The organism is Mesorhizobium sp. M1322 (assembly GCF_040318085.1).
GTDB lineage: Bacteria > Pseudomonadota > Alphaproteobacteria > Rhizobiales > Rhizobiaceae > Mesorhizobium.
Genome location: NZ_JAMYLP010000009.1, coordinates 20,474 through 37,973 on the forward strand (window position 1 = coordinate 20,474; position 17,500 = coordinate 37,973).

At 62.7% G+C, this 17,500-nt stretch carries 17 protein-coding genes; 11 read left to right on the top strand and 6 right to left on the bottom strand.

Annotated features, from left to right (window positions below):
• The first annotated feature begins 57 nt into the window (after positions 1 to 57).
• The 7 genes from NKH12_RS05555 (at position 58) to NKH12_RS05585 (ending at position 6,743) form a co-directional block, all read left to right on the top strand.
• A complete protein-coding gene (locus tag NKH12_RS05555) occupies positions 58 to 741 on the top strand; it encodes a TetR/AcrR family transcriptional regulator (RefSeq protein WP_352952206.1) in 684 nt (227 codons plus the stop codon).
• Between the two features lie 355 nt (positions 742 to 1,096).
• Positions 1,097 to 2,413, top strand: coding sequence for an extracellular solute-binding protein (locus NKH12_RS05560; RefSeq protein ID WP_352952207.1), 1,317 nt, complete (start codon positions 1,097 to 1,099; stop codon positions 2,411 to 2,413).
• A 66-nt stretch (positions 2,414 to 2,479) separates the two neighbouring features.
• The gene (locus tag NKH12_RS05565; protein WP_023797334.1) at positions 2,480 to 3,385 is read left to right on the top strand and encodes a carbohydrate ABC transporter permease; all 906 of its coding nucleotides are present in this window, start codon (positions 2,480 to 2,482) and stop codon (positions 3,383 to 3,385) included.
• Position 3,386: 1 nt separating this feature from the next.
• Positions 3,387 to 4,346, top strand: a complete 960-nt coding sequence (locus NKH12_RS05570; protein ID WP_352952208.1) for a carbohydrate ABC transporter permease — start codon at positions 3,387 to 3,389, stop codon at positions 4,344 to 4,346.
• Positions 4,343 to 4,552, top strand: coding sequence for a hypothetical protein (locus NKH12_RS05575; RefSeq protein WP_352952209.1), 210 nt, complete (start codon positions 4,343 to 4,345; stop codon positions 4,550 to 4,552). Before NKH12_RS05570 ends, NKH12_RS05575 begins: the two co-directional genes overlap by 4 nt.
• The gene (locus NKH12_RS05580; RefSeq protein WP_352952210.1) at positions 4,549 to 5,658 is read left to right on the top strand and encodes an ABC transporter ATP-binding protein; all 1,110 of its coding nucleotides are present in this window, start codon (positions 4,549 to 4,551) and stop codon (positions 5,656 to 5,658) included. The genes NKH12_RS05575 and NKH12_RS05580 overlap by 4 nt, the downstream gene beginning before the upstream one ends.
• A complete protein-coding gene (locus tag NKH12_RS05585; protein ID WP_352952211.1) occupies positions 5,658 to 6,743 on the top strand; it encodes an ABC transporter ATP-binding protein in 1,086 nt (361 codons plus the stop codon). The genes NKH12_RS05580 and NKH12_RS05585 overlap by 1 nt, the downstream gene beginning before the upstream one ends.
• Before the next feature lie 52 nt (positions 6,744 to 6,795).
• Here the strand turns inward: NKH12_RS05585 and NKH12_RS05590 are convergent, their stop codons facing one another.
• Positions 6,796 to 7,767: an AraC family transcriptional regulator gene (locus NKH12_RS05590; RefSeq protein ID WP_352952212.1), complete on the bottom strand. Its 972-nt coding sequence runs from the start codon at positions 7,765 to 7,767 to the stop codon at positions 6,796 to 6,798.
• Positions 7,768 to 7,859: 92 nt separating this feature from the next.
• Between NKH12_RS05590 and NKH12_RS05595 the strand changes: the two genes are divergently transcribed.
• Positions 7,860 to 9,074 (top strand): MFS transporter, encoded by a 1,215-nt coding sequence (locus NKH12_RS05595; RefSeq protein WP_352952213.1) that lies wholly within the window; start codon positions 7,860 to 7,862, stop codon positions 9,072 to 9,074.
• A 7-nt stretch (positions 9,075 to 9,081) separates the two neighbouring features.
• Here NKH12_RS05595 and NKH12_RS05600 read toward each other — a convergent pair whose 3' ends face one another.
• Positions 9,082 to 9,429 carry a GFA family protein gene (locus NKH12_RS05600; RefSeq protein WP_352952214.1) on the bottom strand — a complete coding sequence of 116 codons (348 nt, stop codon included), beginning with the start codon at positions 9,427 to 9,429 and terminating at the stop codon, positions 9,082 to 9,084.
• Between the two features lie 116 nt (positions 9,430 to 9,545).
• Between NKH12_RS05600 and NKH12_RS05605 the strand changes: the two genes are divergently transcribed.
• The gene (locus tag NKH12_RS05605) at positions 9,546 to 10,841 is read left to right on the top strand and encodes an amidase (protein WP_352952215.1); all 1,296 of its coding nucleotides are present in this window, start codon (positions 9,546 to 9,548) and stop codon (positions 10,839 to 10,841) included.
• Between the two features lie 7 nt (positions 10,842 to 10,848).
• On the opposite strand, the gene NKH12_RS05610 is transcribed toward NKH12_RS05605, so the two are convergent.
• The 4 genes from NKH12_RS05610 to NKH12_RS05625 all read right to left on the bottom strand — a co-directional run bounded on the left by NKH12_RS05610 (position 10,849) and on the right by NKH12_RS05625 (position 14,670).
• The gene (locus NKH12_RS05610) at positions 10,849 to 11,829 is read right to left on the bottom strand and encodes a hydroxyacid dehydrogenase (protein ID WP_352952216.1); all 981 of its coding nucleotides are present in this window, start codon (positions 11,827 to 11,829) and stop codon (positions 10,849 to 10,851) included.
• A 1-nt stretch (position 11,830) separates the two neighbouring features.
• Positions 11,831 to 12,547 carry a FadR/GntR family transcriptional regulator gene (locus NKH12_RS05615; protein ID WP_352952217.1) on the bottom strand — a complete coding sequence of 239 codons (717 nt, stop codon included), beginning with the start codon at positions 12,545 to 12,547 and terminating at the stop codon, positions 11,831 to 11,833.
• A gap of 2 nt (positions 12,548 to 12,549) precedes the next feature.
• Positions 12,550 to 13,719 (bottom strand): mandelate racemase/muconate lactonizing enzyme family protein, encoded by a 1,170-nt coding sequence (locus NKH12_RS05620; protein ID WP_352952218.1) that lies wholly within the window; start codon positions 13,717 to 13,719, stop codon positions 12,550 to 12,552.
• Between the two features lie 63 nt (positions 13,720 to 13,782).
• A complete protein-coding gene (locus NKH12_RS05625) occupies positions 13,783 to 14,670 on the bottom strand; it encodes a sugar phosphate isomerase/epimerase family protein (protein ID WP_352952219.1) in 888 nt (295 codons plus the stop codon).
• A 398-nt stretch (positions 14,671 to 15,068) separates the two neighbouring features.
• On the opposite strand from NKH12_RS05625, the gene NKH12_RS05630 reads away from it, so the two are divergent.
• Together NKH12_RS05630 and NKH12_RS05635 are read left to right on the top strand one after the other, a co-directional pair.
• Positions 15,069 to 16,124, top strand: coding sequence for a sugar phosphate isomerase/epimerase family protein (locus NKH12_RS05630; RefSeq protein WP_352952220.1), 1,056 nt, complete (start codon positions 15,069 to 15,071; stop codon positions 16,122 to 16,124).
• Positions 16,125 to 16,276: 152 nt separating this feature from the next.
• Complete coding sequence (locus tag NKH12_RS05635) at positions 16,277 to 17,464, top strand: Gfo/Idh/MocA family protein (RefSeq protein WP_352952221.1); 1,188 nt, start codon at positions 16,277 to 16,279, stop codon at positions 17,462 to 17,464.
• Positions 17,465 to 17,500: the final 36 nt, after the last annotated feature.

Genomic DNA, 17,500 nt, shown 5'->3' on the forward strand with positions numbered 1-17,500 from the left:
TCGTTCGACAGCGCGAAAGGCCATTGCAATTTTTTGAGACGTGCGTATCATATTGACATGAATGTCTCACGTCAACCAGCGGCAGTGCCCGACGATGCCGGTTCTGAAGCGGCGCGCGGGCCGCGCGCCCGCACAAGGCGGTTGATGCTGGAGACGGCGACAAGGCTGATGCAGGCGGGCGCCACGCCCTCGGTCAGCGAGGTCGCCGAAGCAGCGCAAGTCTCCCGCGCCACCGCCTATCGGTATTTTCCAAGCCAGGCGGCGCTGGTGCAGGCGGTGGTCGACGAGGGGCTTGGGCCGATTCTCAGCTGGAAATCGGCCTCGGCCGATCCCGAGCGCCGCGTCATCGAACTGTTCGACACGGCCATGCCGCGCATCGAAGCCTTTGAGGCGACGTTCAAGGCGGCGCTGAAGCTGTCGCTCGACCAGTGGGCGCGGCGGCAGGCCGGCACGCTGGGCAGCGAGCCGGCCTTCACGCGCGGCCATCGCGTCGATCTGCTCAAGGACGCGATCGCACCGCTCAAGAACCGGCTGCCGCCACGCGAATTCAAGCGCCTGGCGCAGGCCCTGTCGTTGATCTTCGGTGTCGAAGTGCTCATCATACTAAAGGATATATGGGGGCTGGATAGCCGCAAGATGATGTCGGTAGCGCAATGGGCAGCCGGCGCCCTAGTACGGGCTGCGGTGATGGAATCGGCAACCGAAGGAGGCAGAAGCGCGCCGGCAACAGCTGCGGAATAGTATCGATCTGGTTCGACCAGATGGGGATGCTGATTACTCACAATAGTCGACGTGCCGTAGCGCGAACAAGGCCCTTGCGTATCAAGGAGTAGGAAAATTTAAGAAAAACAGACAGATGTTGCTGGAATCCGCTTGTCTGAGGGGCTGCCATCGTCCAAGAAAGAGCTTGACGTGTGTCCGAAATTGGTAATACCAGATCAGGACAATACAGCAGGTTAAAAGTGAGGGCTGCGATCCATTCCGGCCGGGCGAGGAGGCTCGGAACCGGAACGCTGCCACCACGGAGGAACTACCAGGGTCGGCTCACCGCCGGCTCGCGTGATACGGTAGAATGCGCACAAGGGAGGAAATCATTATGCGCAAGACAATGACCAGCATGCTTGCTGGTATCGGCTTAGTGCTCGCCTGCGGAACGTCCGTCTACGCGCAGGATAAGGAACTCACCATATTCTGGGCTGAATGGGATCCGGCGAACTATTTGCAGGAGCTCGTCAACCTTTACGAGGCCGAGAGCGGCGTGAAGGTCACGGTCGAGACGACGCCGTGGCCGGATTTCCAGACCAAGGCGTTCACCGAGTTCAACGCCAAGGGCAGCGCCTACGACATGGTCGTCGGCGATTCCCAGTGGATCGGCGCGGCCTCCGAGGCAGGTCACTATGTCGACCTCACCGACTTCTTCAACAAGCACAATCTGAAGGAAGTGATGGCGCCGGCGACGGTGAAATACTACGCCGAATATCCGTCCAACTCCGGCAAATACTGGTCGATACCGGCCGAGGGCGATGCGGTCGGCTGGTCCTATCGCAAGGACTGGTTCGAAGACCCGAAGGAGATGGAAGCCTTCAAAGCGAAGTACGGCTACGATCTCGGCGTGCCGAAGGACTGGAAGCAGCTGCGCGACATCGCTGAATTCTTCCACCGTCCCGACGAGAAGCGCTACGGCGTCGCCATCTACACCGATAATTCGTACGACGCTCTGGTGATGGGCGTCGAGAACGCCATCTTCTCCTTCGGCGGCGAACTTGGCGACTATTCCACTTACAAGGTCGACGGGATCATCAACTCTGAGCAGAACGTGAAGGCGCTCGAGGCCTACAAGGAGCTCTATTCCTTCACCCCTCCTGGTTGGGCCAAGAGCTTCTTCATCGAGGACAACCAAGCGATCACCGAGAACCTGGCGGCGATGAGCATGAACTACTTCGCCTTCTTCCCGGCGCTCATCAACGAAGCCTCGAACCCGAACGCCAAGGCCACCGGCTTCTTCGCCAACCCTCCAGGACCGAACGGCGACCAGTTCGCGGCGCTCGGCGGCCAGGGCATCTCCGTCATCTCCTATTCGCAGAATCAGGAAGAGGCGATGAAGTTCCTGGAATGGTTCATCAAGGATGAGACGCAGAAGAAATGGGCGGAACTCGGCGGTTACACGGCAAGTGCCAAGGTGCTCGAGTCGCCTGAATTCCAGAACGCCACGCCTTACAACAAGGCCTTCTACGAAACCATGTTCAAGGTGAAGGACTTCTGGGCGACGCCGGAATATGCCGAGCTGCTTATCCAGATGAACCAACGCGTCTATCCGTACATCACCGGCAATCAGGGCACGGCCAAGGAAGTGCTCGATGCGCTCGCCGCGGACTGGAACGCGACGTTCAAGAAATACAACCGCGTGAAGTAAACGGCACTAACGCTCGGAGGGGGCGGGAGCCCGCCCCTTCCGTTTTCTTTTCCGGAGGAACGGGCCTTGGCCACTGCAGTCATGACCACGCTGGATCCCAAGTCGCGCTCCGCCGCCCGCGGTATGAGCGACCTTACGATCCGCAATCTCTTCATCATTCCGACGATCGTTTTCCTGATCGTCTTCAACATCTTTCCATTGCTCTATTCGCTCGGCTATTCGTTCACCGACTTTCGCGCATCGAGCGCGGCACCGGCAACTTTCGTCGGACTGCAGAATTACCGCGAGCTGCTCAACGACCCGTTCATCTGGTCGAATTTCGCCATCACCGCCAAATACGTCATCGTCTCAGTGGTCGGCCAGGTCATCGTCGGCTTCGGCGTGGCGTTGCTGCTCAACCGGGATATCCCGTTGAAGGGCCTGCTGACGACACTGCTGCTGTTGCCGATGATGCTGTCGATGGCTGTTGTCGGCCTGTTCTGGAAACTGCTCTACGATCCGTCCTTCGGCATCATCAACTATACGCTCGGCCTCGGCTCCTTCGAGTGGCTGTCCAACCCCGACATGGCGCTCTACGCGGTTGCCATCACCGACATCTGGATGTGGTCGCCCTTCGTCATGCTGCTGTCGCTCGCCGGCCTGTCGGCGGTGCCGAAGCACCTCTACGAGGCGGCCGCGATCGACCGCGCCGGCTCGTTCTATACGTTCTTTCGCATTACGCTGCCCTTGGTCGCGCCGATCCTGATGATCGCGATCATCTTTCGCACCATGGAGGCGTTCAAGACCTTCGATCTTGCCTACATCCTGACCAGCCAGCCAACCACCGAGGTGATCTCGATCCGGCTCTACAAGATGGCGTTCCAGGAATGGCAGACCGGGCGCTCCTGCGCGCTGGCCTACATCGTGCTGATCATGATCCTGGCGATCACCAACATCTACGTCAAATACCTGAACAAGGTGAAGGAGCGCTAGAATGGCCGCTGTCACCACCTCTACCGAGCGTTCGCTCAACAAGCTGGCCATCGTCGGTGTGCTGATCATCACAATGATCTTCCTGGCGCCGATCTACTGGATAGCTTCGACGGCGTTCAAGCCGCGCAACCTTGCCACCACCATTCCACCGACTGTGGTGTTCCAGCCTGAGATATCGCCCTTCGTCAAGCTGTTCACCAAGCGCTCGCAGTTGCGCACTGCGCCGACGCCGGAACAATATGCCGCCGCCCCGTGGTGGGAGCGGCTGGTGTTTGATGGCGGCGAGAAGGTGGTGCGCTCGGGCCGGGGTGACGTGCAGTGGTCCGGCTATCCGAACCGCTTCATGAATTCGCTGATCGTAGCTATCACCTCGACGATCCTCGCCGTCGGCATGGGCACCTTCACGGCTTACGGGTTCTCGCGCTTCAAGATAAAGGGGGAACAGGACCTGCTCTTCTTCATCCTGTCGACGCGCATGCTGCCGCCAGTCGTGGTGGCGATCCCGATGTTCCTGATGTACCGGGTCGTCGGCCTCAACGACACGCATTGGGGCCTGATCATCCTCTACACCGCCTTCAACCTCAGCTTCTCTGTATGGCTGATGAAGGGGTTCATGGACGAAATTCCGAAGGAGTACGAGGAGGCGGCCCTCGTCGACGGCTATACGCGCATGGAAGCCTTCTTCAAGATCGTACTGCCAGAGGCGGCCACCGGCATCGCCGCCACCGCCGTGTTCTGCTTCATCACCGCATGGAACGAATATGCCTTCGCGCTGATCATGACCAACCGACGCGCCCAGACGGCACCGCCCTTCATTCCAAGCCAGGTCGGTTCCGGCCTGTCGGATTGGACGGTGATTGCCGCCGGAACCTTCCTGTTCCTGCTGCCTGTCGCCATCTTCACCTTCCTGTTGCGCAACCATCTCCTGCGCGGCATGTCCTTCGGAGCGATCCGTAAATGATCCGCCATGCTACAATCCAGCGCACGGCCGAGATCGTGATGGTGTGCGGCATCATCGCGCTCTGTCAGCCGTGGAATCTCTTCCTGCACCGCTACGGGCTGACGATCATCATCGTCGGGCTGCTGACGTTCATGATCACCGGCTGGGTCGGTCCAAGGCAGAAGCCGCAGGCGACCGGCACGCCGGAAAAAGAAGGTCACCCATGACCCAGATCGAGCTTCGTGGCGTCCAGAAATTCTTTGGCGCCGTCCAGGTCATCAAGGACCTCAATCTCAAGATCGACGACAACGAGTTCATCGTGCTGCTCGGCCAGTCGGGCTGCGGCAAGACGACGACGCTTCGCGCCATCGCCGGGCTGGAGACGATCGACGGCGGCGATGTCCTCATCGACGGCAAGCCGGTCCAGCATCTCAAGGCTGCCGACCGCGACATCGCCATGGTGTTCCAATCGTTCTCGCTCTATCCGCATATGAGCGTCTACGAGAACATCGCCTTTCCGTTGCGCGCCATGCGCAAGAGCAAGGCGGAGATCGACGGCGAGGTTCGCTCGGTCGCCAAAGTGCTGCAGATCACCGACCTGCTCGGCAAGAAGCCGTCGGCGCTGTCGGGTGGCGACATGCAGCGCGTGGCGATCGGCCGGGCGCTGGTGCGGCGGCCGAAGGCGATGCTGATGGACGAGCCGATCGGCGCGCTCGACGCCAAGCTGCGCGAGGAGATGCGCGCCGAGATCAAGCGGCTGCACATCAAGCAGGGCTCGACCACCATCTACGTCACCCACGACCAGATCGAGGCGATGAGCCTTGCCGACCGCATCGTCATTATGCACGAGGGCGTTCTGCAACAGGTAGGCAGCCCATCGGAAGTGTATACGCACCCGGCCAATTTGTTTGTCGCGCAATTCGTTGGCTCGCCTGTGATGAACGTCGCCAACGCGGCGGTGACGATGAACGGCTCCGGCGCCAGGGTCACCGTCGACGGGGCCGCGGAAGGGTTCCTTTTCCGGGCCGACCTTGTCGGCCAGCGCGCCGCCGCGCGCGGCGAGCAGGGCCGCCTTGCACTCGGCATCCGCCCCGAAGGAGTGATGGTCTCGCGCGAGCCGGCGGACGGTTATCTGCCGGTCGAGGCGCGCATCATCGAACCGCTCGGCTCCTACGATATCGTCGACCTCAAGGTCGGGGCACAGATGTTGCGCGCCCGCACCCGTTCCGGTTTCGTGGGCAAGCCGGGGGCCCAGGTCTTCGCCAAGCTCGACCCGGCGCAGGCGCACTTCTTCGACACGACAAGCGGCAATTCGCTGGGGGTGAGACTCTGATGGCCCATATCCAGCTCAAGAACATTTCGAAGACATTCGGCAATCACACCGCGTTGACCGGGCTCAATCTCGACATTGCCGACGGCGAGTTCTTCGTGCTGCTCGGCGAGACCGGCGCCGGCAAGACGACGACGCTGCGCATGATCGCCGGCCTGGAAAAGCCGGACGAGGGGCAGATATTCATCGACGGCGCTGACGTCGCTGACTGGGGCGCGGCCGAGCGCGACGTGGCGCTGGTTCTGCAGCAATACTCGCTTTATCCGCGCTATACGGTGCGCGAGAATCTCGAATTCCCGCTGAAGCCCAAAATCCGCCGTATCGAGCCCGACGAGATCAAGACGCGCGTCGACCGCGTTGCCAGGACCTTGCGCATCGAGCATCTGCTCGACCGCAAGACGGATCGCCTTTCTGGTGGTGAGATGCAGCGCGTCTCGATTGGTCGCGCCATCGTCAGGAAGCCCCGCGTGTTCCTGATGGATGAGCCGCTGTCGGCGCTCGATGCCAAGCTGCGCGAGGCGCTGCGCACCGAGCTGAAGAACATCCAAATGAACCTTGGTCAGACCTTTCTGTTTGTCACGCACGATCAGATCGAGGCGATGTCGATGGGCGACAAGGTTGGCGTGCTCAATCATGGACGCATCGTCCAGACCGGCACGCCGTATGAGATCTACAACAATCCGCGCGACACCTATGTGGCGAGCTTCGTCGGCTCGCCGCCGATGAACCTCATCGACGGCAAGCTCGTCGACGGCCGCGCGGTGATGGCACCGCTGAATTTCGAGCTGCCTTTTACGGGGGGTGCCAAGACGAGCGGTGCGACCGTCGGTCGCCCGCGCGTCTTCGGTATTCGTCCCGAGGATGTCTATCTCGAGAGCGGGGCGCCGGTGGAAGCGCGCGTCCACGATGTCGAGAACCATGGCGTCGAAAAGATCCTGACCCTGCGGGTCGGCGACGCCATGCTGCGGGCCACGGTGCCGGCCAGAACCGATGTCGAGATCGAGCAGCCGGTGCGCTTTGCCTGGGATCCGGACAAGGTGGTGCTGTTCGACAAGGGTAGCGGGATTAGTCTCCGCCACGCGGGCTAAGCGCACTCCTTGGGCGGGAGGATGCTAAGCGGCTTGAAGCCTCTGTCCAGGTTTAGCCGGCTTGGCGGGTCTCAGCCTGTTCCTCGGCCCGAAAATGGCTGGGAGCCGATCCGATGACGCGCTTGAACGCCCGACTGAACGACGCGTCGGATTCATAACCGAGGCGAGCGGCGACGACGGAAATCTTCAGCCGGTCGCGGACCAACCATTGCCGTGCCTGGTGCATTCTCACCTGGGTGACATACCTGGCCGGGGTTTCGCCGACGATCGTCGCGAAGCGTTCCGCGAAACCCGATCGCGAGGCGCCCATCATCCTGGCGAGCGTTTCCACGGTCCAATCGCGGTCCGGTTCGAGGTGGATCGCGGCCAGCACGCGCCCAATCTCCCGATCTCTCACCGCCGCGATCCATCCGGACGAGTCGCCGCAGCCGCGCTCGACCCATGACCGGATGACGGTGGCGGCCAGCACATCGGCAAGCCGTGCCAGAATGCCGCCGGAGCCGACGCGTTCCATCGTCACCTCGCGCGCCATCGCCTCCAGCAGATGCGGGATACCGGGTTCATAGGCTTCCAACTCGTGCGCGCGCATCACGTCCGGCATCATGCCGAGCAACGGGTGCAAACCGTCGAGATTGAAATACATGCTGCCGAAAAACAGCAGCGTCCCCGGCCGGCAGCCTTCGTTGGACATGCAGTAAACGTTCTTGCAGACCTCGGCGACGTCGTAGCCCTGGATCGGCGAAGCCTCGGCGCCCGGCTCGCTCGCCAGGACGTGTGCCGCACCGCGCGGCAGCAGCACCGCGTCGCCCACCTTGAGCTCGACCCATTCGCCGGAGGGCTGCTGCAACCAGCATCCCTTGCGGCCGATGAAATGAAACCGCGCCGCCGTCTGGGCCGGAAACTGGAGGCCCCACGGCTCCTGCATTTCACAGCGGCCATATTCGACGCCGTCGAGCCGCAACCCGCGCAATATGTCCGTCAGCGGATCGCCGGTAACCGGAACTTTGGACGAATGGTCAAGCATGATGGTGTTTCTAGCATGGAAACTCCAGACGGTCACTCCCTATGTTGCACTGCAGCCAAATGCTGCGCTGCAACCAGATCGGAGATCCCACCATGACCGAACCCGCGACAGGCGTCATCGACGCCGTTCTCGATCCCGCGGAAACCGACGAACGAGCCGAGCCGGCGTGGGGGGCGGTCGTATCCCTCGCGCTCGGTGTCTTTGGGCTGGTGACCGCAGAATTCCTGCCTGCCAGCCTGCTGACGCCGCTGGCGCAGGACCTCGGTGTCACGGAGGGCACTGCCGGCCAAGCGGTGACAGCGACGGCCGTTGTCGGCGCGATCGCCGCCCCGACCATGGCTATCATCACCAAACGGCTGGACCGCAGGCTAGTCATGTGGGGACTGACCGTGCTCCTGATCCTGTCGAACCTCCTGGCGGCGTTTGCGTCCTCGCTTCCCGTTCTTCTGATCGCCCGCATCATGCTCGGGATCAGCCTCGGCGGCTTCTGGTCGATGTCGGCGGCGATGGCGTTGCGGCTCGTGCCGATGCGGCTGATGCCGCGCGCCATGTCGATCATCCTCACCGGCGTTTCGGTCGCCACCGTCACTGCGGCCCCGGTTGGCGCCTATGTCGGCGACATCTGGGGATGGCGCACCGCCTTCATGATCGCAGCTGTCGTCGGCGCCCTGGCGCTGCTGGTGCAGATCGCCACCATTCCGAGGTTGCCGCCGGCGGGCGTTGCCAGTTTTCGCACCTTGTTGGAGGTGATGAAGCGGTCGACGATCAGGGCAGCACTTCTGGTGGTGCTGCTGGTGGCCTCGGGACACTTTGCCGGCTTCACCTATGTCCGGCCATTTCTCGAGAACGTTCCGGCACTGGATATCGAAACGATCTCGCTGGTGCTGCTCGCTTACGGCATTGGTGGGTTCTTCGGCAATTTCGCCGGCGGCTTCATGGCCGAGCGCAACCTCAAGGCAGCCGTCGGCCTGGCGCCTCTGCTGATTGCATTGTCAGCGCTCATGCTGCTCGTTCTCGGTGCCTCACCCGTGGTGGCGGCAATGGCGGTTGCCGCTTGGGGCTTTGCCTTCGGTGCGGTGCCGGTCGGGCTGCAAACCTGGCTGGTGCGAGCCGCTCCCGACCAGGCCGAAAGCGCCGGCGGGCTGATGGTCGCCACGTTCCAGGTGGCCATCGCACTGGGTGCTGTTTTCGGCGGCCTGCTGGTCGACAATGCCGGGGTTGCCAGTGCTTTCGCCTATTGCGGAATCGCGACGGTGCTGGCGGCCTTGGCGGCGTTCTTTCTCGGCCCAAAGGCAGCCGACAGGTGAGGAACAGTCAAACCGCGCGGCCGTCGAAGTCGAAAACCGGCACAGCGGCAAAGTCCAATCCGTCTATGCAATGGAGATTGACGTAGGCGCTTCGTTCGCCCCCTTCGCTGACGTCCTCGGCGAAGGGATGGATGCCGCAAGTCCGGCAGAACCGGTGGGCGATGACATGGTTGCCGAAGGTGTATTTGCCAAGATCGTCGCCCCAGGCAAGCACCCGCAATGCCTCGTGCGGCACGGCCCATAGCAGCGCGCCCTTGCGCGAGCAGATCGAGCAATTGCATCGCACGGCTCCGGTCAGATCGCCTTCGACCTCGAAGGCGATCTTCCCGCAGTGGCAGCTGCCTTTGTAGAGCATCAGGTCTCCTTCCGTTCGACAGGGTGCAAATGTGCTTGTGCCGGGTTATGTCTCTGCAGGTCACGCACCAGTCGTTGCCTGTAAGACGTTGCAGGCGTCCGGAGTCCGACACCGAAATGCAATCTGCCCGCGACCGCCTCGAAGTCGTCCTTTCGCGTCTCGCCGTCCGCGCCGACAATGAAAGCGTATTCGTAAAACTCTATCCGGAAGCCGCACGGGCAGCAGCCGATGCCGCCGATACCAGGCGTAAGGCCGGAGTCACACTTGGACCGCTCGATGGAGCGATCGTATCGATCAAGGATCTGTTCGATGTCGCCGGCGAGCCGACCACAGCCGGTTCATTGTTGCTCAGCACCGCGGCGCCGGCATTGCGAGACGCTGCTGTCGTGCGGCGGCTGCGGCAAGCCGGCGCCGTCATCCTCGGCAAGACCAACATGACCGAATTCGCCTTCACCGCGATCGGCGTCAACCCGCATCACGGCACGCCCGGCAATGCGACCGACGCCAGCCGGATTGCGGGCGGCTCATCTTCCGGCGCCGGTGTATCCGTCGGCGAAGGCACGAGCGAGATCTCGATCGGTTCTGACACCGGCGGTTCGGTGCGCATTCCGGCATCGCTGAACGGTGTCGTCGGGTTCAAGCCGACGGCGCGCCGGGTGCCGCGTGATGGCGTTCTCCCGTTGTCGGCCACGCTGGACTCTATTGGCCCGCTTGCCCGCACCGTCGCCGAATGTGCCGCAGCCGACGCGGTGATGGCGGGCGAGGAGACTGTGGCTCTGGTTCCGCTTCCGTTTGCCGGACTGCGCATCGGCATTCCGCGCGGCGCGCTCTTCGAGGATACGGAAGAAGAGGTCTCGGCGGCGTTCGACCGGTGTGCTCGCAAGATAGAGCTTGCGGGTGCACGCCTCGCTGATCTGTCCATCGATGACCTCCTTGCCGATTTGCGCGCGGTAACCAAGCGGGCCTCGATCGCGGCAATGGAGGGTGCCGAGGTCCACGCCGATTGGTTGGCCGCAGGTGCGAGGACGCCGGTCGATCCGCGGGTGAGCGAGCCGTTGTCGCGCGCCGCCGCCGTTCCGGCCACGGCCTATATAAGGGCAATCCGCCGCCGCACGGCGCTTGTCGCCGCCATGGACGATCGGCTGGCGTCGGTCGATGTGCTGGCCCTGCCGACCACACCGATCACCGCGCCGACCATCGTTTCGATGACCAGCGACGAAGCTCTATGCGAGCGTACGGAAGGCCTTCTGCTGCGCAACACGCAGATCGCCAACCAGTTCGACCTCTGCGCGATCTCGCTGCCGATGCCGGGAATGGCGCGCCCGGCCGGGCTGATGCTGGTGGCGCGTAACGGCCACGACCACCGTCTCCTGCGCATCGCGGCGGAAATCGAGGCACTGCTTGGCCGTTGAGGTGCCGTCAGGCGTCGGCTGGAAACCTCCGTCTGTAGTGCTTGACCACTTCGGGATTGCGCAGATTGACCGGCAATTTGTTGGCCAGCACCAGCAAGGTTTCATCAGCCGAACCGACGCCCATGCGCATCATCGACTGCTCGGTGATGCCGGCCATGTGCGGCGTGACGATGACATTGTCGAAGCCGAAATAGGGGTGATTGGGCGGTAGCGGCTGCGTCGCAAAGACATCGAGCGCGGCACCGCCGATACGGTCATTCTGCAGCGCTTCGATCAGCGCCTCGTCGTCGATCACCGGCCCGCGCGAAATATTGATCAGCAGCGCGTGCGGCTTCATTCGGCCGATGCGCCCGCGGTTGATCAGGCCGCGCGTCTCCGCTGTCAGCGGGCAGCACAGAACGATGATGTCGCTCTGCTCGACCAGCGCATCGATCGACAGGAACCCGACCCTGTCCGGCGCCGGCCTCATGCTGCGCGTCGTCGCCACCACGTTCAGGTCGAAACCATGCGCCGCGATGTGGCCGACTGCCTGTCCGATGGCGCCGAAGCCGACAATGCCGATCGTCTTGCCGGCGAGCTCGCTGGCGAGAATGGTGTGATCGCGGCCGGCCAGCCAGCCCTTCGCCCGCAAGTCGCGGTCGACCATGCGGAAGCGCCGCAGCAGCGCCAGCGCCGCGAGCATCACGTATTCGGCGACCGAGCGCGCATTGACCGCCGGCACGTTTGCCACCAGCACGCCGGCTGCCGTGGCCGCTTCCATGGGAACCATGTCGAGCCCGGCGCCATGGCGGATTGCGGCCCGGAGCTTCGTCGCCCCTTCGAAAAGCGCTGATGGCAGCGGGGCGCGAACGATGATGATGTCGGCATTCCCAGCTTCAGACGCCAGCGTCTCCGCATCGAGGGCGGAGGCGACGACGAGTTCGCCGGCGCCGGTCAGCATGGCGGAGGCGCGCGGGTGCAGCGTGTGTGTCGTCAGGATCTTAGGCATGTCAGACCGGTTCGAGCGCTGGGCTGTGAGGTTCTGCCCCACCACCCTCGATCAGGCCTTTCCAGTAGCTTTCCGCGCCTTGCAGATGGGCGCTCATCAGCGCCTGGGCGAGATTGCCGTCGCGGCGCAGCAGCGCCTCGTAGATCTGGATGTGCTCGGCATGCGAGCGCATGCTGCGTTCGGGATCGTTGAAGTAGATCGGCAGGCGTTGCTCGCCCATCAGGTAATAGAGGCTGCATATGTTGTGAAAAACGCTGTTCTTGGTTGCGCGCACGATCTCAAGGTGAAATTCGCGGTCCTCCTTGGCGAGGCCCTCGCCCGCCGCAATGCGGTCTTCCGAAGCCTTCAGGATTTCGCGCAGCCGCTCGAAATTTTCCTCGGTGGCGCGCGAGCAGGCAAGCTCGGCCGCCTTGATCTCATGGATCTTGCGCAACTCGACCGTCTCGTAGATCTGGATCGGATCGATCGGCAGGCCGGCCCGCGCAAACAGCGCCATCGCCTCGACGCTGGCCTGCTTGGTGTCGATGTAGATGCCGGACTTGGCTCGGCGCTCGACGATGCGCATGGCTTCAAGAATGGCCAGCGCCTCGCGGATCTGGCCGCGGCTGACGGCGAAATGCTCCGCCAGTTCACGCTCCGACGGCGTTCGGCCGGTTGCCTTGTCGGAGTGCGAGAACAGATAGGCGGCGAGTTCCGCGAGAAGGTTCTTTTCTTTCATGATCAGCCGCGTATCGCGTGCGCCTCCAGGAACCGTTCCGAAAGGGTGAATCCCAGTCCAGGCTTCTCGGGGATCGCTATCATACCGTCCTTTGCTTCGACAGTCTCCTCGATCAGATCGTGGATCATCGGATTGGCGCCGAGCGAATATTCGACGGTAAAGCTGGCCGGCGAAGCAGCGCAGACATGCAGCCCGGCAAAGAAGCAAGGCGCGCCGGCCCACAGATGCGGCGCGAAGCGCAGATTGAAGGCACTGGCGATGGTGCCGATCTTCATCGCCTCGCTGATGCCGCCGCAGAAGGCGGGGTCAGGCTGGAAGATGTCAGCAGCCTTGAGCGTGGCGAGGTCGCGGAAGGCGTAGCGCGTCGCTTCACTTTCGCCGGTGGCGATCGGGATGGAGCCGGACGCCCGCACTTCGGCCATGCCGGATTTGTCGTCGGCGATGACCGGCTCCTCGAACCAGGCCAGATCGAGATCGCCGGCGAGATGGATGAAGCGCTTGGCTTCCGCCACCGTATAGGTGCCGTGCGCATCGACCATAAGGTCGACTTCGGGGCCGAGCGCCTGTCTTGCGGCGCGGACGCGGGCGGCGGAATTGTGCGGAGCGCCGTCCATCGCGCCGATCCGCATCTTCAGCGCCTTGAAGCCGCCCCTGGCGATATAGGATTTCAACTGCTCGCCGATCGCCTCGGTGGAGGCCCAGCCGCCGGACGCATAGGCCGGCATGCGGTCAAGCTTGCGGCCGCCGAGCAACCGCCAGACCGGAAGCCCCAACGACTTGCCCAGAATATCCCACAATGCGATATCGACGGCGCTGATCGCGGCGACGCTGATGCCGCGCCGCGCCAATTGCGGCATGGCGTGGCCGTTTTGCGCGGCGCTGTCGTAGCGCACGCCATTGTAGAGCATCTCCCAGATCACCCCGATGTCGGCCGGATCGCAGCCGATCAGCTGCGGGCCGACCTCGTGGTTCAGCATGTGGACGAGGGCGCCATAGCTGCCGGTGCTGCCGGCGGCATTCTTGCCTTCGCCCCAGCCGACCAGCCCATCGGCGGTCTCGATACGCAGGATTGCGGCGTCGAACGTCGTCACCTGACCGAAGTCGCTGCGGTGCTGCCGCGCGGCTTCGATCGGTATGCGGACCCACCAGGCTTGGACCGTCTTGATGCGCATGTTCATCCTCTGCCTTGCCGCCGTTAGGGGCCGCCGTCGGAAAGGCTCGTTTCCAGAGATCGATTACTTGATCAGCGGCAGCAGCGTTTCGGCGGTGATGCGCATCTGGTCGGTATAGAATTTTTCCGTGAGCACGCTGGAACCGTGGTCCTGGATGAATTTGAGCTGCTCCGGCGAGATGTCGACCGGGTTGCGTTCGACCATGTCGGGATAGGGAGCAGCCGGCGTGCGGTCGACAGGGGCGACGAACTCGTTGGTCAACGCGCCGTCGTAACCGGCCTCTTTTAGGGTGTCGACGATCTTCGGCCAGTCGATCTGTCCGAGACCGGCGGCGAAGCGGTTGTTGTCAGCGACGTGGAAATCGAACAGGCGGTTTCCGACCTGCCGGATGGCATCGTAGACGTTGAACTCCTCCATGTGGATGTGGTAGGCGTCGAGGCAGACACCGCATTCGGGGCTGACCGCATCGGCCAGCGCCAGCGCCTGGGCGCCGCGGTTGAACAGATAGGTCTCGAAGCGGTTGAGCGGCTCGACCGCGATCTTGACGCCGACCTTCTTGGCATGGGTGAAGCATTCCCTGGTGGCGTCGACCACCCATTTCCATTCTTCATCCTCGGTGCCGTCCGGCACCACCTTGCCGACAGTGGCGGGAACGAGCGTGATGATCTCGCCGTCGAGCTCGCTCACCATCGTCAGCACGTCCTTGACATACTGCACCGAGCGCTCGCGCTGGCCCTGATCCTTGGCGGCGAGATTGCGCTCGCCCAGCATCAGCGTCACCGCTCCCCAGCAGCGAATGCCGTGCTCCTTCAGGAGCGCGCGCGTCTCATTGGTCTTGTATTGCTCGGGCTCGCCGGAAATTTCGATCGACTCATAGCCGAATTTCTTGATGCGCTTGAGCGTCGTCTCCAACGGTTCAGCCCGCATCCAGTTGTGCGTCGAAAGATGCATGGTCTGTCCTTCCCAGAATTCGCCTGTAACAATTCGCCTGCAACGCACTCCACCAGATTGCGTTGCAGGGTTCCTCCCCAAGGTGCTCCAGCATTTCTCGTGAACTGGTTCGACCAATTGGGCGTAAAAAGAGGTCTACAGCAATTTCATCTGGACGGCAAGAAATCCTGCAACGCAGCACCGGGCCATGATTATTTCGTTGATTGAACTAGCGTATTTGCCCGCTGTCCCGCAATTTTCGCAGCGCTGTTTGCGAGCGGCGTCGCTTGACCAAATGACCATATTTGGTAATACCAGAATGGCGGTGCGTACTAGCGCCTGTCGAGAAAAGACCAAAGAGGCTGGCTCTGCTTTCAATCGGCGCTATGCTTGGTCGTGGATAATTAGGGAGGATGCCGATGCCGTCGACAATGAAGGGTCCTGGGCTGTTTCTGGCGCAGTTCGCGGGCGATGCCGCACCGTTCCATTCGCTGCCGTCGATCACCAGATGGGCGGCCGGGCTGGGCTACAAGGGCGTGCAGATCCCGACCTGGGACAGCCGGCTGTTCGACATCGAGAAAGCGGCGTCTTCCCAGGCCTATTGCGACGAGGTGAAGGGCATCTGCGCTGACGCCGGCGTCGAGATTACCGAACTGTCGACGCATCTGCAGGGGCAGTTGGTGGCGGTGCATCCGGCCTATGACGCACAGTTCGACGGTTTCGCGCCGGCTGCGGTGCACAACAATCCGAAGGCCAGGCAGCAATGGGCGGTCGAACAGATGAAGTTCGGTGCCAAGGCTTCGAAGAATCTCGGGCTCAAGGTGTCGGTGTCGTTTTGCGGAGCGTTGGCCTTCCCCTACCTTTATCCTTGGCCGCAACGGCCGGCGGGATTGATCGAGGAAGCATTTTCTGAACTGGGAAAACGCTGGAAGCCGATCCTCGACGTCTATGAGGACAATGGCGTCGACGTCGGTTACGAAATCCATCCAGGCGAGGACGTGTTCGACGGCGCGACCTTCGAGATGTTCCTTGAGGCGGTGGGCGGCCACAAGCGCTGCAACATCAATTACGACCCGTCGCATTTCCTGCTGCAGCAGCTCGATTATCTCGAATTCATCGACATCTATCACGAGCGGATCAAGGCGTTCCACGCCAAGGATGCCGAGTTCAATCCGACCGGCCGGCAAGGCGTCTATTCCGGTTATCAGAGCTGGACGAACCGGGCCGGGCGTTTCCGCTCGCTCGGCGACGGACAGGTGGATTTCGGCGGCATCTTTTCCAAACTCGCCCAATATGACTACGATTCATGGGCGGTGCTGGAATGGGAGTGCTGCCTGAAGCATCCGGAGGACGGCGCGGCCGAAGGCGCTCCCTTCATCCAGCATCACATCATCAGGGTGACGGAAAAAGCATTCGACGATTTCGCCGGCGGCACGACCGACAAAAAGGTGCTGCGCGCCATGATGGGAATCTAGCTTTTTCCCCTCCCCCTCGAGGGGAGGGTGGCCCGAAGGGCCGGGTGGGGTCGGTTCATGCCGAGCTCCACGCCCGGCGACCCCACCCCGACGCTACGCGTCGACCCTCCCCGCAAGGGGGAGGGATATCTCAGACAACGAGGGAGAAAATCATGGTCGGCGCATCGAAGTCGGAAACGGGAGGCGGCCCGATCCGCTACGGCATGGTCGGCGGCGGGCAAGGCGCCTTCATCGGCGCTGTCCACCGGATCGCGGCGCGCATGGACAATGAGTTCGTGCTGGTGGCAGGTGCCCTGTCGGCCGACCCGGCGCGTGCCAAGGCATCGGCCGAGGAGCTCGGGCTCGATCCGGCGCGGAGCTACAGCTCCTTCGCCGAGATGGCCAAGGCCGAGGCCAAGCGGCCGGACGGCATCGAGGCGGTGGCGATCGTCACGCCCAACAATGTGCATGTGCCGGCGGCAAAGGCGTTTCTCGAAGCCGGCATCCACGTCATTTGCGACAAGCCGCTGGCGACGACATTGGCGGAAGCGAAGAAGCTGGCGGCATTGGTCGAAAAGACCGGCAAGGTCTTTGTCCTCACCCACAACTACACCGCTTATCCGATGGTGCGGCAGGCGCGCGAGATGGTGGCCAAGGGGCAACTCGGCGACATCCGGATCGTGCAGTCGGAATATCCGCAGGACTGGCTGACCGAGGACCTTGCCGCCACCGGCCAGAAGCAGGCAGCCTGGCGCTCCGACCCCAAACAGGCCGGCGCCGGCGGGGCGCTGGGCGATATCGGCACGCATTCCTACAATCTGGCACGCTTCGTCTCAGGGCTGGAGCTCGATTCGCTTTCCGCCGATCTCGATGCCTTCGTGCCAGGGCGGCAGCTCGATGACAATGTCAATGTGATGCTGCGCTTCAAGCCGGTCGGCAAGTCGCACCCAGCCAAGGGCATGTTGTGGGCGAGCCAGGTGGCGCCCGGCCACGAGAACGGGCTGAAGCTGCGCATATACGGCTCGAAGGGTGGACTTGAATGGGTGCAGGCCGACCCGAACTATCTCTGGTACACGCCATTCGGCCAGTCGAAGCAGTTGATCACCCGAAATGGCGCCGGCGCGCTGCCCGTCGCCGGGCGCGTCAGCCGGGTTCCGTCAGGCCATCCGGAAGGCTATCTCGAAGGTTTCGCCAACATCTATCAGGAGGCGGCCCGCGCCATCCGCGCAGCGCGCCGCAAAGGCGGCAAGCCGGCAAAGGATGTTGTCTTTCCGACCATCGAGGATGGCGTCGAAGGCATGGCCTTCATCGAGGCCTGCGTGAAGTCGTCGAAGAAGAATGGGGCGTGGACGAAGCTCTAAAGAAAAACAACCGGAACTCAGGGCGAGGGGGCGTCG